Origin of the sequence: Paenibacillus oleatilyticus (assembly GCF_018998565.1) — a bacterium.
Taxonomy (GTDB): domain Bacteria; phylum Bacillota; class Bacilli; order Paenibacillales; family NBRC-103111; genus Paenibacillus_G; species Paenibacillus_G oleatilyticus.
The window spans coordinates 115,987-133,007 of record NZ_JAHNZO010000014.1 but is presented as its reverse complement, the minus strand read 5'-3'; the positions used below and the strand labels follow the sequence as shown (position 1 = coordinate 133,007).

General features: G+C 55.4%; 16 protein-coding genes. 9 read left to right on the top strand and 7 right to left on the bottom strand.

The features are described from left to right. Positions 1-50: 50 nt before the first annotated feature. Entirely contained in the window at positions 51-920 is an 870-nt protein-coding gene (locus tag KQX66_RS19165) for a GNAT family N-acetyltransferase (RefSeq protein WP_216794410.1), read from the bottom strand. Positions 921-1,104: 184 nt separating this feature from the next. Here KQX66_RS19165 and KQX66_RS19160 point away from each other — a divergent pair, with 184 nt between their 5' ends. The 5 genes from KQX66_RS19160 (at position 1,105) to KQX66_RS19140 (ending at position 5,807) form a co-directional block, all read left to right on the top strand. After that, positions 1,105-2,025, top strand: coding sequence for a polysaccharide deacetylase family protein (locus KQX66_RS19160; RefSeq protein ID WP_216794409.1), 921 nt, complete (start codon positions 1,105-1,107; stop codon positions 2,023-2,025). Positions 2,026-2,240: 215 nt separating this feature from the next. Beyond that, positions 2,241-3,107, top strand: a complete 867-nt coding sequence (locus KQX66_RS19155) for a polysaccharide deacetylase family protein (RefSeq protein ID WP_216794408.1) — start codon at positions 2,241-2,243, stop codon at positions 3,105-3,107. A gap of 89 nt (positions 3,108-3,196) precedes the next feature. Then, on the top strand, positions 3,197-3,760 hold the full coding sequence (locus KQX66_RS19150; RefSeq protein ID WP_216794407.1) for an RNA polymerase sigma factor: 564 nt from the start codon (positions 3,197-3,199) through the stop codon (positions 3,758-3,760). Further along, positions 3,754-5,319 (top strand): hypothetical protein, encoded by a 1,566-nt coding sequence (locus KQX66_RS19145; RefSeq protein ID WP_216794406.1) that lies wholly within the window; start codon positions 3,754-3,756, stop codon positions 5,317-5,319. The genes KQX66_RS19150 and KQX66_RS19145 overlap by 7 nt, the downstream gene beginning before the upstream one ends. Before the next feature lie 269 nt (positions 5,320-5,588). Then, positions 5,589-5,807, top strand: coding sequence for a helix-turn-helix domain-containing protein (locus tag KQX66_RS19140; RefSeq protein WP_216794405.1), 219 nt, complete (start codon positions 5,589-5,591; stop codon positions 5,805-5,807). A 71-nt stretch (positions 5,808-5,878) separates the two neighbouring features. Here the strand turns inward: KQX66_RS19140 and KQX66_RS19135 are convergent, their stop codons facing one another. Continuing rightward, positions 5,879-6,958 carry a copper amine oxidase N-terminal domain-containing protein gene (locus KQX66_RS19135; protein ID WP_253957272.1) on the bottom strand — a complete coding sequence of 360 codons (1,080 nt, stop codon included), beginning with the start codon at positions 6,956-6,958 and terminating at the stop codon, positions 5,879-5,881. A gap of 198 nt (positions 6,959-7,156) precedes the next feature. Here KQX66_RS19135 and KQX66_RS19130 point away from each other — a divergent pair, with 198 nt between their 5' ends. Further along, complete coding sequence (locus tag KQX66_RS19130) at positions 7,157-8,002, top strand: DUF5643 domain-containing protein (protein ID WP_216794404.1); 846 nt, start codon at positions 7,157-7,159, stop codon at positions 8,000-8,002. Between the two features lie 47 nt (positions 8,003-8,049). Here the strand turns inward: KQX66_RS19130 and KQX66_RS19125 are convergent, their stop codons facing one another. From KQX66_RS19125 to KQX66_RS19110, 4 genes are all read right to left on the bottom strand, one after another. Further along, positions 8,050-8,616 carry a DJ-1/PfpI family protein gene (locus KQX66_RS19125; protein WP_216794403.1) on the bottom strand — a complete coding sequence of 189 codons (567 nt, stop codon included), beginning with the start codon at positions 8,614-8,616 and terminating at the stop codon, positions 8,050-8,052. A 37-nt stretch (positions 8,617-8,653) separates the two neighbouring features. Next, entirely contained in the window at positions 8,654-9,667 is a 1,014-nt protein-coding gene (locus KQX66_RS19120) for a FecCD family ABC transporter permease (RefSeq protein ID WP_216794402.1), read from the bottom strand. Then, the gene (locus tag KQX66_RS19115; protein ID WP_438804200.1) at positions 9,664-10,713 is read right to left on the bottom strand and encodes a FecCD family ABC transporter permease; all 1,050 of its coding nucleotides are present in this window, start codon (positions 10,711-10,713) and stop codon (positions 9,664-9,666) included. The genes KQX66_RS19120 and KQX66_RS19115 overlap by 4 nt, the downstream gene beginning before the upstream one ends. Positions 10,714-10,774: 61 nt before the next feature. After that, positions 10,775-11,800, bottom strand: coding sequence for an ABC transporter substrate-binding protein (locus KQX66_RS19110; protein WP_216794401.1), 1,026 nt, complete (start codon positions 11,798-11,800; stop codon positions 10,775-10,777). Between the two features lie 238 nt (positions 11,801-12,038). Here KQX66_RS19110 and KQX66_RS19105 point away from each other — a divergent pair, with 238 nt between their 5' ends. Further along, the gene (locus KQX66_RS19105; protein WP_253957271.1) at positions 12,039-13,691 is read left to right on the top strand and encodes a stalk domain-containing protein; all 1,653 of its coding nucleotides are present in this window, start codon (positions 12,039-12,041) and stop codon (positions 13,689-13,691) included. A gap of 89 nt (positions 13,692-13,780) precedes the next feature. Here KQX66_RS19105 and KQX66_RS19100 read toward each other — a convergent pair whose 3' ends face one another. Next, complete coding sequence (locus KQX66_RS19100; protein ID WP_216794400.1) at positions 13,781-15,871, bottom strand: septation ring formation regulator EzrA; 2,091 nt, start codon at positions 15,869-15,871, stop codon at positions 13,781-13,783. A gap of 178 nt (positions 15,872-16,049) precedes the next feature. On the opposite strand from KQX66_RS19100, the gene KQX66_RS19095 reads away from it, so the two are divergent. Together KQX66_RS19095 and KQX66_RS19090 are read left to right on the top strand one after the other, a co-directional pair. After that, positions 16,050-16,652, top strand: coding sequence for a hypothetical protein (locus KQX66_RS19095; protein WP_216794399.1), 603 nt, complete (start codon positions 16,050-16,052; stop codon positions 16,650-16,652). Positions 16,653-16,754: 102 nt separating this feature from the next. Continuing rightward, the gene (locus tag KQX66_RS19090; RefSeq protein WP_216794398.1) at positions 16,755-16,982 is read left to right on the top strand and encodes a thioredoxin domain-containing protein; all 228 of its coding nucleotides are present in this window, start codon (positions 16,755-16,757) and stop codon (positions 16,980-16,982) included. Positions 16,983-17,021 lie beyond the last annotated feature (39 nt).

Below are 17,021 nucleotides of genomic sequence, written 5' to 3'. Positions count from 1 at the left end.
CTTCCCCTTTTTCGCGCGGTTCCGCGCACGGCTTTCCCCGCACGGTTCCTTTAGAGGCTTTTGTCCATTTTAACCTGCTCCACAGCGACCGTAAACCCTCCCGCCGTCAAAACCTCCGCGCAGACAGACGTCTTCGACAAGTTAAACGCACGCTTCCGCAGCGCATCGGCTCCGGCAAACACTTCCGAGCACAAGAGCCGGACGATTCCGCCCGCATCCGTGACGTCCGGGCTCGTTACGCATTGGTACAAAATCGTCGAGACATGCTCGCCGGATGCATCGTACGCCCGCTTGACGAGCGCATAGCCGACGGGGCGGCCTTCCGAATCGGATGCGATAACCGTATGCCCGTCCTTCAAGCTCTGCCAGCCCGTCTGCCAAGCCGAGTTTGCGTTGTAGAAAGGAAGCCGCGCCGCTTCATGCGAGCCGGACCAGCGGACCGTATAGTCCCCTCGCGGGAGCTCTCCCGCCTGCCAGGCTTCCGCTGATTCCAGCAGCACCAATTGATCGGTTACCTCGTAGTCCATTTTCCGGTATAAGGCAATAGCCTTTTCGTTCTGTTTGAACGCTTCGAGCGTCGCCCTTGATACGCCTTCCTCCCGGTACAACCGGATGGACGCTTCCAGCAGCTGCCTGGCGACGCCATGCCTGCGGTGCGACACAGCGACGGCTGTTCCTCCGTTCCAGGCCGTTTTGACGCCGTTCATCGTACGGATGCCGTTCAGAATGATCCCCACCGGCTCGTCCCCGTCAAACGCGACAAAGGAATAGTCCGCCGACAAGCTTTCGGCCACCATTCGCGCCAAGAACGCATCGACCGTCATGACGATCTGAACATAGTAATCCTCGAACCCTTTGTTCCAAACCTCTATTGCTTGATTCAACGTACATTCGGACAGCCGCTTCACCGTAAGCTCCATTGCCGATTCCCCCATTACGTATGACTTAGGCGGAACATGACGTCCCCCTCCCTATTCCTAGATTCTCATACAGATTCCGGAATTGCAAGATGCTGGAATCCCCCTTCCCCTCAAGGGAACAGCAAAGCCATTCCCCGCGTCTATTCCATGTGCGCACAACACATCAACGCATAGGAGACTAAACATGAAAAGAGTTATTTTAAGTATCGCTATCCTCTTGGGTGTCCTTTCCCTTCTGCTTTTGCTGATCGTAATCAAGGTATCCGACATCAAAATGGCCGGGCAGTCGCGACAACCGGAAGCCGAAATCCATTATGAAAATAAAGTGATCGTTCTGCTGTATCATGACGTCCAAGAACCGGATGCGGCTGGCATGCCCCGCCTCTTGACGGTCACGCCGCACCAGTTCGAAGCTCATCTGAAGGCTCTGAAAGACCACAGCTACCAGATCATCAGCATGGAAGATTACGTCCGCTTCGCCCGGCAAGGGAAACCGGTTCCCCCGAATGCCGTCGTCCTCACATTCGATGACGGATACGAATCGTTTTATACCCGCGCGTATCCGATTCTGCAAAAGCACGGCGTTCCCGCATCCAATTTCGTGATCGGAGCGCCGACGGATACGAGAGATCCCAAAAAGGGACAGTATTTGACCTGGAACCAGATGCGCGAGCTGATCCTGGCCGGGCATGGCATTTACAGCCATACCTACGATTCGCACTGCATGGTCGATACAGCTCCGGAAGGCCCGGAGCAGCCGGCCTTGACACATCCCGCCTATTTGGCACAATCGAAACAGCCAGAATCGGCCGAAGAGTTCCGCAAGCGGATTCTCAGCGATTTGACCTTGATGAACGAGCGGCTCCGCACCGAGCTTGGCGACCGTTCGAAGCTGCTCGCTTTTCCGTACGGGGCGTACAATAAAGAAACGCTGCAAGCGGCAGAGGAAGCAGGCATCGAGCTGCTGTTCACCACCCGCGAAGGCATTAATACCGCCGCAGACCGGCTGGTGCACCGGATCGACGCAGGCGAGCCGTATATAACCGCGGACGCCTTGATCGCAACGATAAGAAAGTACCACCAAACGAATGAAAGCAATCTTTAAAAATAAGGAGGATGTCCGGAAGCCGGCAGTAAAAGTCTTCACCTTGCCGGCGGCCGGCGCATTCGCTTTTATTGAAGCTTCCCCGTATTTTGAACGGCGGTCATGACACGTTCCCCCTCTCTGCCCCTCGATTCTCATTTGAATCATTTGAACCGCCCGCCGCTTCCGTTCGCCTATATCATGTGCGCACACCACATCAAGCTTAGGAGGCACGCATGAGAAGGCTTATCCCGGGCGCCGCCTTTCTGCTGCTCTTGCTGACCGGGGTCACGCTGACCGGGCACACGCTGCAGTCGGAGGTCGAAGCCCATTATCAAAATAAAGTTATCGTTCTGCTGTACCACGATGTCCAGGAACCGGAAGCGGCCGGATTCCCGCAGCCCTCAACGGTTTCGACCGTCCAATTCGACGCTCATCTGAAAGCGCTGAAAGATCACGGCTACCAGATCATCGGCATGGAAGACTACGTCCGCTTCGCCCTGCAAGGAAAACCCGTTCCCGCCAACGCCATCGTCCTCACCTTCGATGACGGGTACGAGTCGTTCTATACCCGCGCGTATCCGATTCTGAAAAAGCACGGCGTTCCCGCATCCAACTTTATAATCGGAGCGCTGTCGGATACGTATCATCCCGATGCGGAGCCGCATCTGACGTGGGACAAAATGCGGGAGCTGGTACGGGCAGGATACGGCATTTACAGCCATACCTACGATTCACACCGCATGCTCCATACCGCCCCCGGCAGCCAGCCGCAGCCGGCCTTGACCCATCCCGCCTATCTGACCCAGCGCAATCGGACCGAGTCGGCCGAAGAGTACCGCAGGCGGATTCGCAGCGACTTGACGTTTTTGAACGAGCGGCTCCGCGCCGAGCTTGGCAATCATTCGAGGTTGCTTGCTTTTCCGTACGGGGCGTACAATGAAGAGACGCTTCAAGCGGCGGAGGAAGCAGGCATCGGGCTGCTGTTTACGATTAAGGAAGGCATCAATACCGCCGCGGACCGGCTGGTTTACCGGATCAATGCGGGCGAGCCGTATATAACCGCGGACGCCTTGATCGCGACGATAAGCAAGTATCATTAAAGAAGGAGCAAAATTTTTTTGCGGAATCAATGAACCGGGGTCCCGTTTCGTTCGCCTATAAGGTAGAGGAAGTCAGGAAGGTGACGTAAATGGATCAGGAAAAGCTATATATGAAGCAGTGCAGGAACGGAGATAAAGAAGCTTTTTTCAAGCTGGTCGAGCCGTTGTTAGGCCGCGTCTACAGCACGTCGGCCGCGATACTGCGTTCTTCGCATCTGGCGGAAGATGCGGTGCAGAATGCGTTGCTCGAAGCATATCAAGCTATTATGAACGGCAAAAATATTCGCAATTTCAAGAGCTGGTTCAATCATTTGACCGCCTGCCGCGCGCTCGATCTGGCCAGGCAGCGTTCGAAATTGGCCAGCCGGACCGGCGATCTGGAGGAGATGGAAGTCCCGGACGAGCAAGCCTCTCCGATCGACGCGCTCATCCGCAAGGAAGCGGGCCACGAGCTGCTGGAATCGGTGATGTCGCTGGACATCAACCACCGGACGGTCGTCATTTTGTACTATTATCAGGAGCTGTCGCTTGACGAAATCGCCGATGTGCTCGACGTGAAGAAGGGCACGATCAAATCGCGGTTGCATGCCGCCCGCTTGAAATTGAACGAAAAAATGATGCAACCTAATCCAAAGCAGGTGATGGAATGTTGAAATCGGTACGCGATAAACAAGTCAAAGAAGAGCTCACCCAATCGCTTCAAGAGCTTCCGGTCCCGGCATCGCTGCTTCAATTCGCCAAGAACGTTCCGGACATGGCAGAATCACTGCCTGCCATCCCGGCCCGCAGGCCGACCCGGCAGCGCAGCAGGAAGGCACGCTTCACCATTGCCGCCGCCTGTGCCTTGGCCATAGTCGCTTCGGTCGGCGCCGCGCAGGTTTCCCCGACGTTCGCCAATATGGTAAAAGGCCTTCCGGGCTTCTCTGGCGTGTTAAGCTGGCTGGATGAAGTACGGGGCTATGACGGTGTCCGCAATGCGCGCTCCTATGGCTATGAACCGGCCGAGCCCGTCGTGAAGCAGTTCGGCGACGTCACCATCGGCATCAGCGATGTTTATTTGACCGGCGATAAACTTTCCTACAAGACGTTCGTCAAGTCCGACGAGATCAAGAAAAATGCGTTCAAACGAGATAACGGCGGTTGGGACGCGGACTGGAGAAACACAACGGATTATTTGTTCCATATCGTTGACTTTAAAGAATTTAGCGGCGGAGGCAGCGGGGGCATCATTATGTCCGACGATTCAACCAAGGAGCCTATTTATGCCAAAATTTACAGCTTCACCCTGACGCCGCAGCAAGTCCAAGATTTTATGAACAAGAACCCGAAGGAGTTGCGGTTCAGCGTATCCAAGGTTCAACCGGGACAACAAAACGCGGAGTTCTTGTTCGAGATGAGCGTGCCGTTCGATAAGTCGCAATGGCGCGAAGACCTTATTGTTCCGCTTCATCAACAGGTTGAGGTGGCCGGGGACCCGGATCTTCCGTCTTTTACTTTGGACCAGGTCAAGATTACGCCCACAAATACGTACCTTGATGTGAAAATCGAGCAGGGTGCAAACCACTATTTGGAATTCAGGCAGTTTTACGATTATGAGCGTAAATTCGACCCTTATCTTACCGACGATAAGGGGAACAAATACCCGTTACAGGTGGATAGTCCGCAGAAAATGTACGATAACGCCGCCAGCCCCGATGAGCAGGACGGCAACAAAATGGAGTTCATGTCTTCGCCTTATTTCGACCCGTCCGTGAAGCGGCTAACCTTGCACCTGAACGGCTTCCAGCTTACCGAAAAAACGCCGAGCGCCTCATTTACGCTCTCGCCCGGCGAAAAGCTGCCGAAAACGGTACGCTTTAAGGATAAACAATTTACGATCGTCGGGACCTCTTATAAAAAGGGTTACCTGTGGCTCAAAATCAAGAAGGATCGTCCGGAAGACGTCCGCTTGGGCATCCAGTTCGGCATTCCTCAGGACCTCAACAAAGCTTATCAGGAGAAAATCCAGAACACCCCGGAATTGTATGAATTGTACGAACCGCATCCCGGCGTTGCGGTAATCGACGGGGTGCCGCGGTCCGAGCGGCCGGAGGACGACTATTTTGAAGCAGGCATCATGACGCCTGAGCAGGACTCATACGAAACTACCATGATGCGTAACGCCAACCCGATCCCGCTGCAAAAAGAGATCACGTTTGAAATTAGAAAGTAGCAGTTTTAACCTTGCCGATACTCGGCACCATCGCTTTTATTGAAGCTTCCCGTGTTTTGAACGCGTTCATGACGGAATCACGCCGGCATGATGCGTTCAAGGCACGGGTGTTTTTTTGAGGGGAATAGCAGCATTACGGTTCCATAATAATGGCTACCCATGGATGTTGCTCCAGTACCAGTTCTACCTTTTGAATATGGTAAGAGATGCCTTTATACTATTGATTGTATTTCCCATAAAGTTCCACCCAAGTGTTTAAGGAGAACCTTATGCCTACAATTGCCGAACGATTAAAAGAACTACGTGAGCAAAATCAGGTCAAACGAGAGGAACTCGCCCAAATCCTCGGGGTTTCCGTTCGTTCAATCAGCCATTATGAGTCAGGCAACAGACGGCCCGATTATGATGGTCTTCTTGTTCTTGCAGATTATTTCAACGTTAGTCTGGATTATCTCGTTGGCCGCTCCAATGATCCGGAAAGACACTAGCGGATGTGAAAAAACCTTGATTCGGGCACGACCAACGTGACCCAAACCAAGGTTTAATTTATTTTATCCTGCTAGTTATTCGTAATAATAACCGTTTGGGACGAAGGCTCCCACTTCACTACCGCCCCCAGCGCTTCGCCGATGAAGCGGACCGGGACCATCGTATGGCCGTTCAAGATCTGCGCCGGCACTTCCAGCGATTTGGCCGAACCGCCGACCGTGGCGTTTGTATCGCCGATCTTCAAATACACCGTCGTTGTCCCTTTCTTGGCGGTCACGGACTGCTCCTTTTCGTTCCAGTCGATCGTGGCGCCCAGCTTTTCAAAAATCGCCCTTAGCGGCACAAGCGTGCTTCCTTCGACGATAACCGGCGGCTGCTCGAAGCTTTGCGCGGCACCGTCAATGGTTACCTTAATGGGGTCGGTGCCGCCTGTAGACGCTTCGAAACTGAACGTATCGCTGCCGAATACCGGCGTGAAATCAACCGACGTTACGATACTCTCGCTGCCGCCGCCACGCGGATCGGTTGTGGTTTCTTTCAGCAATATGCCGGTTTCTTTATCGAACCATTGCTCACTCGCCGGGATGACCCCGTTTTCCACTCTCTCGATCCCTTGGGCATCCGTAAATTTTCGATTCAATGGCTTGCTTGCACCCGACAGGTGATAGGCGGCCCGGCCAAGGAGCGTTTCTTCTCCTTTAAAAACCGGAGCTTCGTTATATTCTAACAGTGACTTAAGTTTTTGCTTGGACATTCTGGAGAAGCCGTCCCATTCCATCCCCTTCAACTTTACTCCGCTTGTTTTCCCTTCCGTGATGAAAACTCCGTCATCTCCGTTGATGATCGAAGTGCTCATCGTTTTGCCGCTTCCGTCATAGTTGACCTCCGATCGGTATCGGGCATTCGGCACATCCTCCCATTGCTTGTATGACACAACCTTGCTCGTTCCATTTTCGAACGTGGACGTCTGCTTCCATTCCAAGTAAAACGGGCTCGGCTTCTTCCCTTCGATTTCCTTGGCGATCTGCTCGAGGGTTAATGCACCGGCTCCGTTTCCTCCCGGGGCAGCTGACGCTCCATAAAGAGGCAGCGCCATGGTAAGCAATGCGAGACCTAGTCCTGCGGACACCCATTTTCGTTTGTTCAACATCATCATATCCTCCATCTTTCCATATAAGGGATTGCGGCGGTGCTGATTTTTCGCCCCGAATCATCGCCGCTTGGGCCGGACGAAAACACCTCCTTATCTTAAGGCGAAACAAAATCGAATTCGGTTCACCCATGAACCGAGCCGCCGGTTCGTTCGCCTATAAGGTGTACGACCCAAAAAGAGGAGGAGCAAACCACAATGAAAAAAACAACCATTGCCGTATTAAGCGCAGCCGTATTATTAGGAGGACTCGCACCGCTGGCCGTTCGGGCTGATGCAACCGCCGTTTCCGCAAACCAAACCGCCGCAGTGCCGGTTGCCACTCAAGACGCAGAAACCTTCAAGCTGAACCCGGACATCCAAAAGCAGTACGGCGGGGTCACGTTCACGTTGAAGTCGCTGTCGGCCTCTCCGGAGACGACCGAATTTGTCTTGGCCCGCCACGTCCCGAATGGGATTGCGAAAGAAGTCGATGAACAGCTCATGAAAATGAGTTATTTGGTCACGGACGACAACGGATGGATTTACGAATACCAAAAGGCTAAAGAGCAATTCCAAGAGCAGCCGGACGGCTCTTTCGTGCCTCACTATACCGAAAATGTGGAGCCTTTGCAGGGCAAGCCTAAGGAACTGACCATCAGGCCGTATGTAGGAGGCTGGTACGACGATACAAGCACGATGTTCTCGGATAAAGCGAATGTGACCGCGCCATTGACCGGTCAATATCCGCTGACGCTCGATCAAGGCAAAATCGGCAGCATGTCGGTAACCGGCGTGGACTTCAGCAAGGATAAAACTATTCTGAAACTGGCGATCGCCGGAGAAACGGCATCCGTTCATAAGACGGGCACTTGGCTGGTACAAAACGGGAAGCGGCTTGACTATACCCGCACGGAATTGGTTGGCGTAGAGGATGGCGTCTACCAATACGAGCTGGAATTTCCGGCCGTAGACCCGACAGCCCAGCTTGAGGTGCTGACCAAGCGCATGACGCCTGTGACGTTCCTGAAAGAGCTGGAGATGAAGGTTCAGCTTCCGCAATAACGACAACAACCCGCGAGGAGTTACGCTCCACGCGGGTTGTTTTTATGCTACAGTCCTTTACCTACAGGCTGAATCGTTCTCAATACTTGTGCGGCGACCTTCGGGCTGATCGCGGACGCGATGACCCATTCCGCCAACTGTTGGGCGGCCAGACAGCCGGCAGCGGTCGCGATTCTTCCGTCGCTGACGAAATCTTGGGCGACCACCTTCACGTTCATCTTCTCCAGCATCTTCCTGCGGGTTGGATACGTCGTCGCCTCCTTGCCGTCCAGTAGCCCGAGCGTCGCCAAAATGAGCGCCCCCGAGCACATCGAACCGATCCACTGCCTGTCCGGAGCCAGCTTGAGGCGGGCCATATACTCTGTGTCTTGAATCAGCTCCGGGACCAGTACCCCGCTTGTAAAGAGGACCGCGTCCATCTCTTGCAGTTCGTCGATCGTCCCCATCGTCTGGATCGGCAGCCCGGCATCGGACACGTGCGTCTCCTTGGTCCCTACGATCTTTACCTGCCAATCCTCCACGCCTGCGACGGAACGGACACGATTCAACAAATCCCATGGCAGAAATAAATCCAGATCGGTAAACCGATCAAAAATAACCAAGGCAATTTTCATCTGAAGCTTTCCTTCCCCTCATAAAGTAGAATAGATCTCATCGTTTCGACTGACGCCAAAGCAGATACAAAAAATAAGGGCCGCCGACGGCCGAAACGACCAGTCCGGCGGGAATTTCCACCGGCGGCAAAAGTCCCCGGCCGAGCGTATCCGCGACGAGAACGAGCAGCCCGCCAAGGAGCGCCGCCGTGGGGATCAAGATGCGATGACGCCCCCCGACAAGCTGCCTGGCGGCATGCGGCACGATCAGCCCGACGAACCCGATCGTGCCCACCACGGCTACGGCCGAACCGGTCAGCGCGACGGCCATCGCCAGCAGAGACGCCCGCAGAAGCTCGACTTTGACGCCGAGTCCAAGGGCGACCGGGTCGCCGAGACGGATCACGTCCAAATGAACGGCCAGCAGCCAGGCAAGCGGAATAAGGAGCAGCATCCAAGGCAGCACTTGCAGCACCTGGTCCCATGACCTGCCCCACAAGCTTCCGCTGAGCCAGATGAGCGCCGTGTTCACGTTGGGAGTGGCCCGCGACACCAGCAGGTGAATGCCCGAGGAGCAAAATGCGCTGACGGCCACTCCCACGAGCGCCAGCCGGACGGGAGCGACGCCTCTGCGATAAGCAAGCAAATACACGGCAAATGCGGCAGCGATACCCCCGCCGAAGGCCGCTGCCATGAGCGCCGAGGGCGCAGACAGCGGAAGCAGCAGCGTCACGACGACCGCAGCCAGCCCCGCGCCTCCCGTAATGCCGAGCGTATCGGGAGCGGCGAGCGGATTGCGCATGACGCCTTGGGCGATGACGCCCGCGACGGACAGACCGGCACCGGCCAGCAGCGCCAGCGCGATGCGGGGCAGCCGGTAGTCTAAAATAATCGCAGCCGTGTTCGGGTCGCCTTGGCCGACGAGCGACGCCAGGATCGGCCCGATCCCGAGCTTCGCATCCCCGATGCCGATATTGGCTATGGCAAGAAGCAGAGTCGCGAGCGCCAGCAGACCGAGAACGCCGGCATTACGCCGTTTGCCTGCCGCAACCGGAACATGCTGTCGGTTCATTCGCCGTTCCCCTCCTTGCGCCTGCGGCGGGCCAAATAAATAAAGTACGGCGTGCCGATCAGCGCCGTGACGACGCCCACCGGCGTCTCATACGGAAACAGCACGAAGCGGGAGGCGAGGTCTGCGAGCAGCAGCAGCACCGCCCCGAGCAAGGCGGACAGCGGGATCACCGCCCGATAGTCCGCGCCGGTCAAGTAACGCACGATATGTGGCACCATCAGCCCGACAAAGCCGATCGGACCGGCGACGGCTACGGACACCCCCGCCAGCAAGATCACAACGAGCGTAATCAGGCTCCGGGTCTTCCATACGCGCTGGCCCAGTCCCCGGGCCATATCTTCACCTAAGCTGAGGATGGAGGCCGAGCGCCCGAGCGCGAAGGCGACGGCAAGCGCGGGAATGCCCCACCAGAGGAGTGTTTGGACGTGCTCCCATTTTCTCCCTGATACCGATCCCGCGAGCCAGAACAGCACGCTATCGGTTTTCGTTTCATTTAAAATAAGCAGCGCCTGCGTCGCCGCCGACAGGATCGCTTGGATGGCCACTCCCGTCAGCGCCAGGTTGACCTCCATATGAGCTCCTTTAAAGGCGGAAGCCATCGTGAAGACGACGACCGCCGCTGCGGCTCCCCCTGCAAAAGCGGCAGCCACCGTATATCCGCCCGTCACAAACGGATACGTGACGGTCACAAAAACGACCGCCACCGACGCCCCGGCGTTGATCCCGAAGACGCCCGGGGAAGCAAGCGGATTGCGTGTCACGGCCTGCATCAATGCGCCCGCGACAGCCAGATTCGCCCCGACAAGCGCCGTGACAACCGTACGCGGAATCCGGATATTCCGGATAATGCCGTGCGTCCGCGACCCGTCCTCGTGAAGCAGCGCGGCCAAAACGGACGATATCGACATCGACGTCGAGCCTACGGCGACGGACAGCAAGAGCGCGGCCGTCAGCAGCACGAAACCGGCCGCTGCCACCAGAGCGATCCGAGCGGCTCGTCTGCGGACCGCTCTTGTTTCCGTGAGCGGCTGTATGGAATAATCCACTAGTACCCGACCCCTTCGCTATCGAATCTAACGAACTCGTTCCCGAGCGTTGAGGCCGAGATCATTTGGCTGCGAATAGCAGCTTATCCGCCTGGTCGATCATCACATTCGCCCCCTGCACACTGCGGCGGAGCGACCAGGCGTACCGGTCCACCTCGTATACCTGCTTGTTCTTCACCGCCTTGAGGTCTTTCCACAGCGGGTCTTTCTCGATAGGCCGGCCGCCCTCTTTGTCACGCTTGTCGCTCTCGGCGGACATCAGCACGATCGTATCGGGATCGATCTCAAGAAGCTGCTCCAATGTCAGATTGGCGTTCGTCGAGGTAGACGCGTATTTCGAAGCATCCTTCAAAGCATACGTATACCCGAATTGCGTCAGCAGCTGCGAGGTGAAAAATTCCGGACTGCGTACGGCGATTTCGTTGTTCGTATTGCCGATGAGCAGCACGCTCGGCTTCCCTTGCGGCGCTTTGGCCTGCAGCGCTTTGAGCTTGGTCTTGTGGGCTTCGATCACCTTCTCCATCTCGCTGCGTTTCCCGACCGCCTCGGCGACCGTAAGCGCCGTCTTCAGCGTATCGTCATAATCCGCGTTCAAGTTTTTCAAGGCGATCGTCGGCGCGATTTTGGACAATTCCGCATATACGTTTTTATGCCGGTCCGTGTCTGCGACAATCAGATCGGGCTGAAGCATTTTGATCTTCTCCAGGCTGGGCTGCGTGCGGGTGCCTACCGGGGTGTAGCCCTCGATTTTTTTCAGCACCTCGGCCGCAATCAGGTTCGGTTTATTGTCGTCGGCGACGCCGGCCGGCTTCACACCGACATCCAGCAGCGCGTCGATGAAGCCCAGCTCCAGCACGACAATCTTCTGTGGGGAGCCGGGAACCGGCGTTTCGCCAAGTTCATGCTTGATAGTTAGAGCGGCAGCGGAGCCTGCGCTTTTCGTCTCGGCCGATGCGGTTTTTGTATCCGTTGAAGCGGGTTTTGCTTCGGCTGGCTTATCCGGCGTTCCTTCTTTGGCGCAGCCAAACAGCAAGGCGCTGATCAAAACAATAACAGCCAGCAGAAAAAGTGACTTAAGAAGTTTCACGTTATGTATCCCCTTTACGTAGGTATAATCTTCCGGTCGGCACTCATTATAGCAAATCACTCTTTCAGTGACAATGATTATCATTATCATAAATTTTCCGCAACTTCTTCCTCCCTGCTCTTCGCGCCCGCCATGGTCTGGAAATTTTTTCGAAAAAGGGTTTCCCCCGCCAATGCCGAATAGTTGTAAGAGAGGAAGTCCACACCCCTAACATACATTTAGTAAGGAGGTATTTCCCTTGAATTCAACCGCCCGCCTGGGCAAATCTCTGATGCTCCTATCCTTGGCGCTGATGCTCTGGTGTATCGGTCTTACAATTCCCGTACCCCAAGCCCAAGCGTCCTCCTATTCCTACGAGGCGGCTCCCAAAGGAACCGTCGGCGTCACCAAGCCGAATCTTACGTTTTATTTCGATACCGATTTGGCCTTTGCGCCCTCGTCTTACACCATGACGCTGAACGGTCGGAGCGTGCCTGTCAGTTACGACCATGACAAAGGGACGTTCACCTATACGCCCGACAAAGATCTCGCGCCCGGAAATTACACCGTGCAAATGTCGATCACCTATCCGGGCTATAAGCCTATCGAGCAATCGTGGTCGTTTACCGTTGCGAAAGACGCGGTCAGCCGCTTCGAGGCTCCGTCCCCGGAGGATCTGGCCGGACTCGCCGCCATTAACGACTACCGGGTGCTGTACGGGCTTCCCCAGCTTCAAATGAACGACCGGCTTCTCGCTATGGCGAAGGCGCATGCGAACTATTTGGATGCGAACAAAATCGCCCAAAGCGAAAAAAGTACGGAGAGTTTGCACGACGAGAACCCGAACAAACCCGGATTTTTCGGCCAGTCGCCGCTGGAGCGCGCCGCTTACTACGGGTATTCGGCCAAGCTCGGGGAAGACGCCGCGTATCACGTAGGATCGATCGGCGAGACGGTCGACGTGCTGTTCGACGCGCCGTACCACCGTTCTCCGTTCTTGAATCCGGATGCCAAAGAAGTCGGTATTGCTAAAGTAGGCGATTACACGATCATCGAATTCGGCTTCGGATCGAGCGAAAACTCGCCGATCGTCGTCTCGCCGGCGGACGGGGAACGGTATGTGCCCACGTCCTTTGACGGGAACGAAGCCCCGGACCCGCTGCGTATGCATACGAGCGGCAATTACCCTGTCGGCTACCCGATCATGGCCCAATATTTCGGCGAAAATGTAGACAAAATCAAGCTGCTGAGCGCCGAGCTGACCGATAATGCCAAGCAGAAGATCGACTTGTTCGCGAATTCGCCCGAAAACGACGATAAATTGGCCAATGCCGTCATTCTGCTGCCGCGCAAGCCGCTGCAAGCGGATCAGACTTATCTCGTCAAGCTGAGCCTGCAGGTGACCAAAAAAGACGGCACCACAACCACCGAGTCGAAAGAATGGAATTTTACGACGGAACCGCTGCCGCAGCTCGGAAAAACGAAGCTGCACCGGAACGCGTCCGATTACCTCAAGCAAGCGGTCACCGTGCTGCCGATTCAGCGTAAAGCCAGCTTCGGGCTGGATGACAGCAGCTATTCCGTTGACGGCGTCTCCTTCCCGATGCAGCGGACGCCGGTCATCGTCGACGGCTCCTCGTACTTGTATATCCGCGACTTGGCCGCGGCGCTCGGAGCGAACGTGGAATGGGACGAGCAGCAGCGCGCGGCCGTGTATACGAAAGGAACGCTTAAGGTCACGCTTTACACGACGAAAAACGCCTACGAAGTGAACGGCGACCTGCGGCAAACCGATACGCCCGCCCGGCTGGTCGGCGACAACACGATGGTCCCGGTCCGCCTGCTGGCTGAAGTGCTGGGGGCCAAGGTAGATTACGCCGAAGCCACGCGGACGGTCATGATTACTTACTGATGGGGGCAGCCCTGTCAGAACAAAGACCCATCTATGCAAAAGGCACCGCATCCTGCCAAAACAGGAGCGGTGCCTTTTTTATGCGATGTCTATTCGTCTTCGTTTCCTTCTCCGCTATCCCCTCCGCCGTCATCGTCATCGGAGCCGCCGGAACTGCGGAAAGACCCGGAAGAGCCGGAGGAGCCGAAGAAGCCCGAGCTTGAGCTTGAAGCGCTTGCCCGGCGTGCCGCCGCTGCTCTTTGTTCTTCTTCAATTTCCCGCCGATACAGCCGTTTCATCTCGTTTATAATTTTATCCATATCATGACATTCATGGACAGCCTCGATGTAGCGGCCTCCGGCAATGAGACCTTCTACGCGCTGAATAACGGATGTATGAGGAGCGTCGAACCTTCGAACCTCGATCCTGGATCTTACCTTGGCGCGTGTGGAACGGTAGCTCGATTGCGCTTGACCAAGCGCTCTTTCCGCCTGCCGTTTCTGCTCCAGCCTCTGCTTGACGGTTCCGGCAAACTCATTGGCGAGATCGGTTAAGCGGACAACGTGCTGCTCAATCGCTCCAAGACGATAAGGCGGGACGAACAGCCGCTGATTCAGCTCGTTATTTAACGACTCCGCTCTTGCAAGCACCATGTCGACCTGGTCCGCCACAAGGAAGCGCAGATTGTTTTGCTTCACCTGCTTCACTGCCGCTTCAAGCGCTGACCACGCCTGCCCCTGCTTGCTTTTCAGGCTGCCGTAGCCCCGGTCCAACTGCTCGACGGCGCTGCGGCAATTCCGCTGCATCTCCTCGGCCTCGCGAAGCCGTGCAAGCATGTCGTCCAAGAAGCCTCTGGCGGTATCGTAATCCTGGTGCTCGTCGTCGGATTGCCGTTTCACCTCGGGCAACTGCTGTTCCATCTGCTTCACATGCCGATCGATTGTTCCGTAACGACTCCACATGTCCTGCCAATGCTCTTGAGCATAGCATTGACGCGTTCTCGCAAGCGCCGGAGCGAGTGCCGCGTCCGTTGTTCGGTAGTCCCACAGCTTCTTCTGCACTTGCTGAATGTCTTTCGGGTTCTGCCGTCGGAACGTCGCATGCCGCTGCGTCATCTCAACCGCAGCCTTTAAAAGGCCGCTGACTTGCGCAGCAGTAGTTCTGACTTGTTCAAGGTTGCCGGCCTTGAGCTCTTCCAGCATGTCCTCCGACAGCCTGCGGGCCTCGGCAAGGCTCCCGTAAGGATCGATATGAAACAGATTCAGACGATGCTCTTCCACAAGCTTCTTCACTTTGGCCTCAGCTTGGTCCAACCGGCCCGGAAAAGCCCGGTATTCGCTCAAATAGATGCCAATGTCCTTCACGTCCCGGCTGATGCTTTGCAGCCGGGCTTCGGCTTGCGACGCGATCCGCTGCGCTCCGACCGGGTCGGGCCGCGCCGCATCGGTCGCTTGCTGCAGCTCCTGCCGGAGCCGCTCCAGCTCTTCGTACGTTTGGTTCAGCGGAAACGCAAGCTCCGCCGTCCGGCTCTTCGCCTCGGCCTCTACGGAGGCGCGCTGATCGACAAGCCGCTGAAGCCGCGGCGACAGGGCCTGAGCCGCTTCCAGAACGCGGCGGACCTCGGCATGAACCTCCTTGAAGGACGTCCTCAACCGCTTAAGTTCGCCCTTCGAATCACGGATAAACCGCGAGAGCTTGACAAAGCGGAGAAAGAAAATTTTCGTCTCCGTTACCACAGTCAACCGCCGGCTGACAGCCACCGTCAGGTTCGCCAGCCGCTCGTCCGCCTGCTTCACGATGGACTCGGTGCTTCCTTCTGCATTCCCTTCGTAAGGTCTTAACTCCTCGGCTGCGCTCATCACGTTCACCAGCAGCCGCTGCGCCCTGCGGCGAAGCCAGCTGACCCTCAGCTTGTAGACGATTCCGCAGCCAAGCACGACAAGCAAAACCGATACCGTACCGAGCACCAGGAAGAACGTACCGGCGGAGATGGTAATCTTCCCCGACTGCGGGGCATCTGCCGGAGCAGGAACCGAAGACGGCGGCTCCTGCGGCTTCTCTGCAGGCGGCTGTACCGCCTGAGCAGGGTCGACCGGAGCGCTCTCCGAAGGCACGCCGCCTGCAGGAGCCGGGTCGGCCAACGCGTTCTGGTGGATCAGCAAACCTAGCGTCAGCAGGACGCCGAGCAGTAATTTTTTCATCCTTCCACCTCGTCCGCATCGGTGTTATAGGAAGATTATACTAGAAACGGAGGCTGGCCAACATCCTTTTTTGTCGGATTATGGTATTAAATCAAAAAATGACTGAGCTTTATTGACTATACCAGCGGTATTCTGCGACAATGGGAATTATTGCACTTGCGGTGGGGGATTGGAAGATTTGGCAGTAAAAATTCAATTACGTGATACCGAAATCGTTTTTGACGATATTGTAGAGCTGACGGATGAACAACTGCAGCTTATCATTTCGACAGCAAAATCTAAAACGGAAAAACAATGGTTGAACCCTGACACAAGGGGCATAAAAATTCGCTTGTCCCCCGAGCAGAAAGCATCTGTGCTTGGTTATAAAAATCAACTGGTTAATGGCCATACGCCCCAAACATTGATTGACCACCAACTGCTGCGCTTTACTGATCATGGTTTAAAGCGAATTGCGGCACGAATTGATCGCGACGCCTTTCCTAGTGAACGTGCCTTATTGGGTATAGCCGATATCGTTATTCAGTCACAAAAAATTGAGAACGATGCCGAATGGCGAGGATACGGGTGTTTAAGTTATAACTTAAACGGGGAATATAATGGCAAGACCTGCACGGTCTCCATTGTTTTTGACGGGCCCATACTCGTAATTACTGTCATTACGGATGAACCGAACCCGACAACGTATACCATGAGTGCGTTACTTCCGGCTGATACAATGGAAAAGCTGGAAATTATGCGGGAAGCTAGTAAGCAAAAGCCACATAAAGACCGCCGTTAAAATTCAAATTAGAAACCACCCTGTTCTATACTGAGTGGCGGATGTTCTATGTTTGCTGTATAATAATTAGAGAATGCTTTATAAACTAAGGGGGAAGGAACGATGAGCGCTACGATTGAGAGGAAGGCGAAAGCCATAGAGACCGAGATCATTAAGGACGTGAAAATTGGTCAATACCGGGTACAAGGTGTCCCTCATATCGCTTTATCGCGACCCACTCCGACTGGTGAAAAACTTATTCGGGACGCTATGGTAGACTTGAAGCTAGCGAGAATTTACGACTATATGAAAAATAACAATGTCACAACGATTGACTATTCAAGTTTTTGATCCACATGTATAACAAAGGCTACCTCACTTTCACGTGTA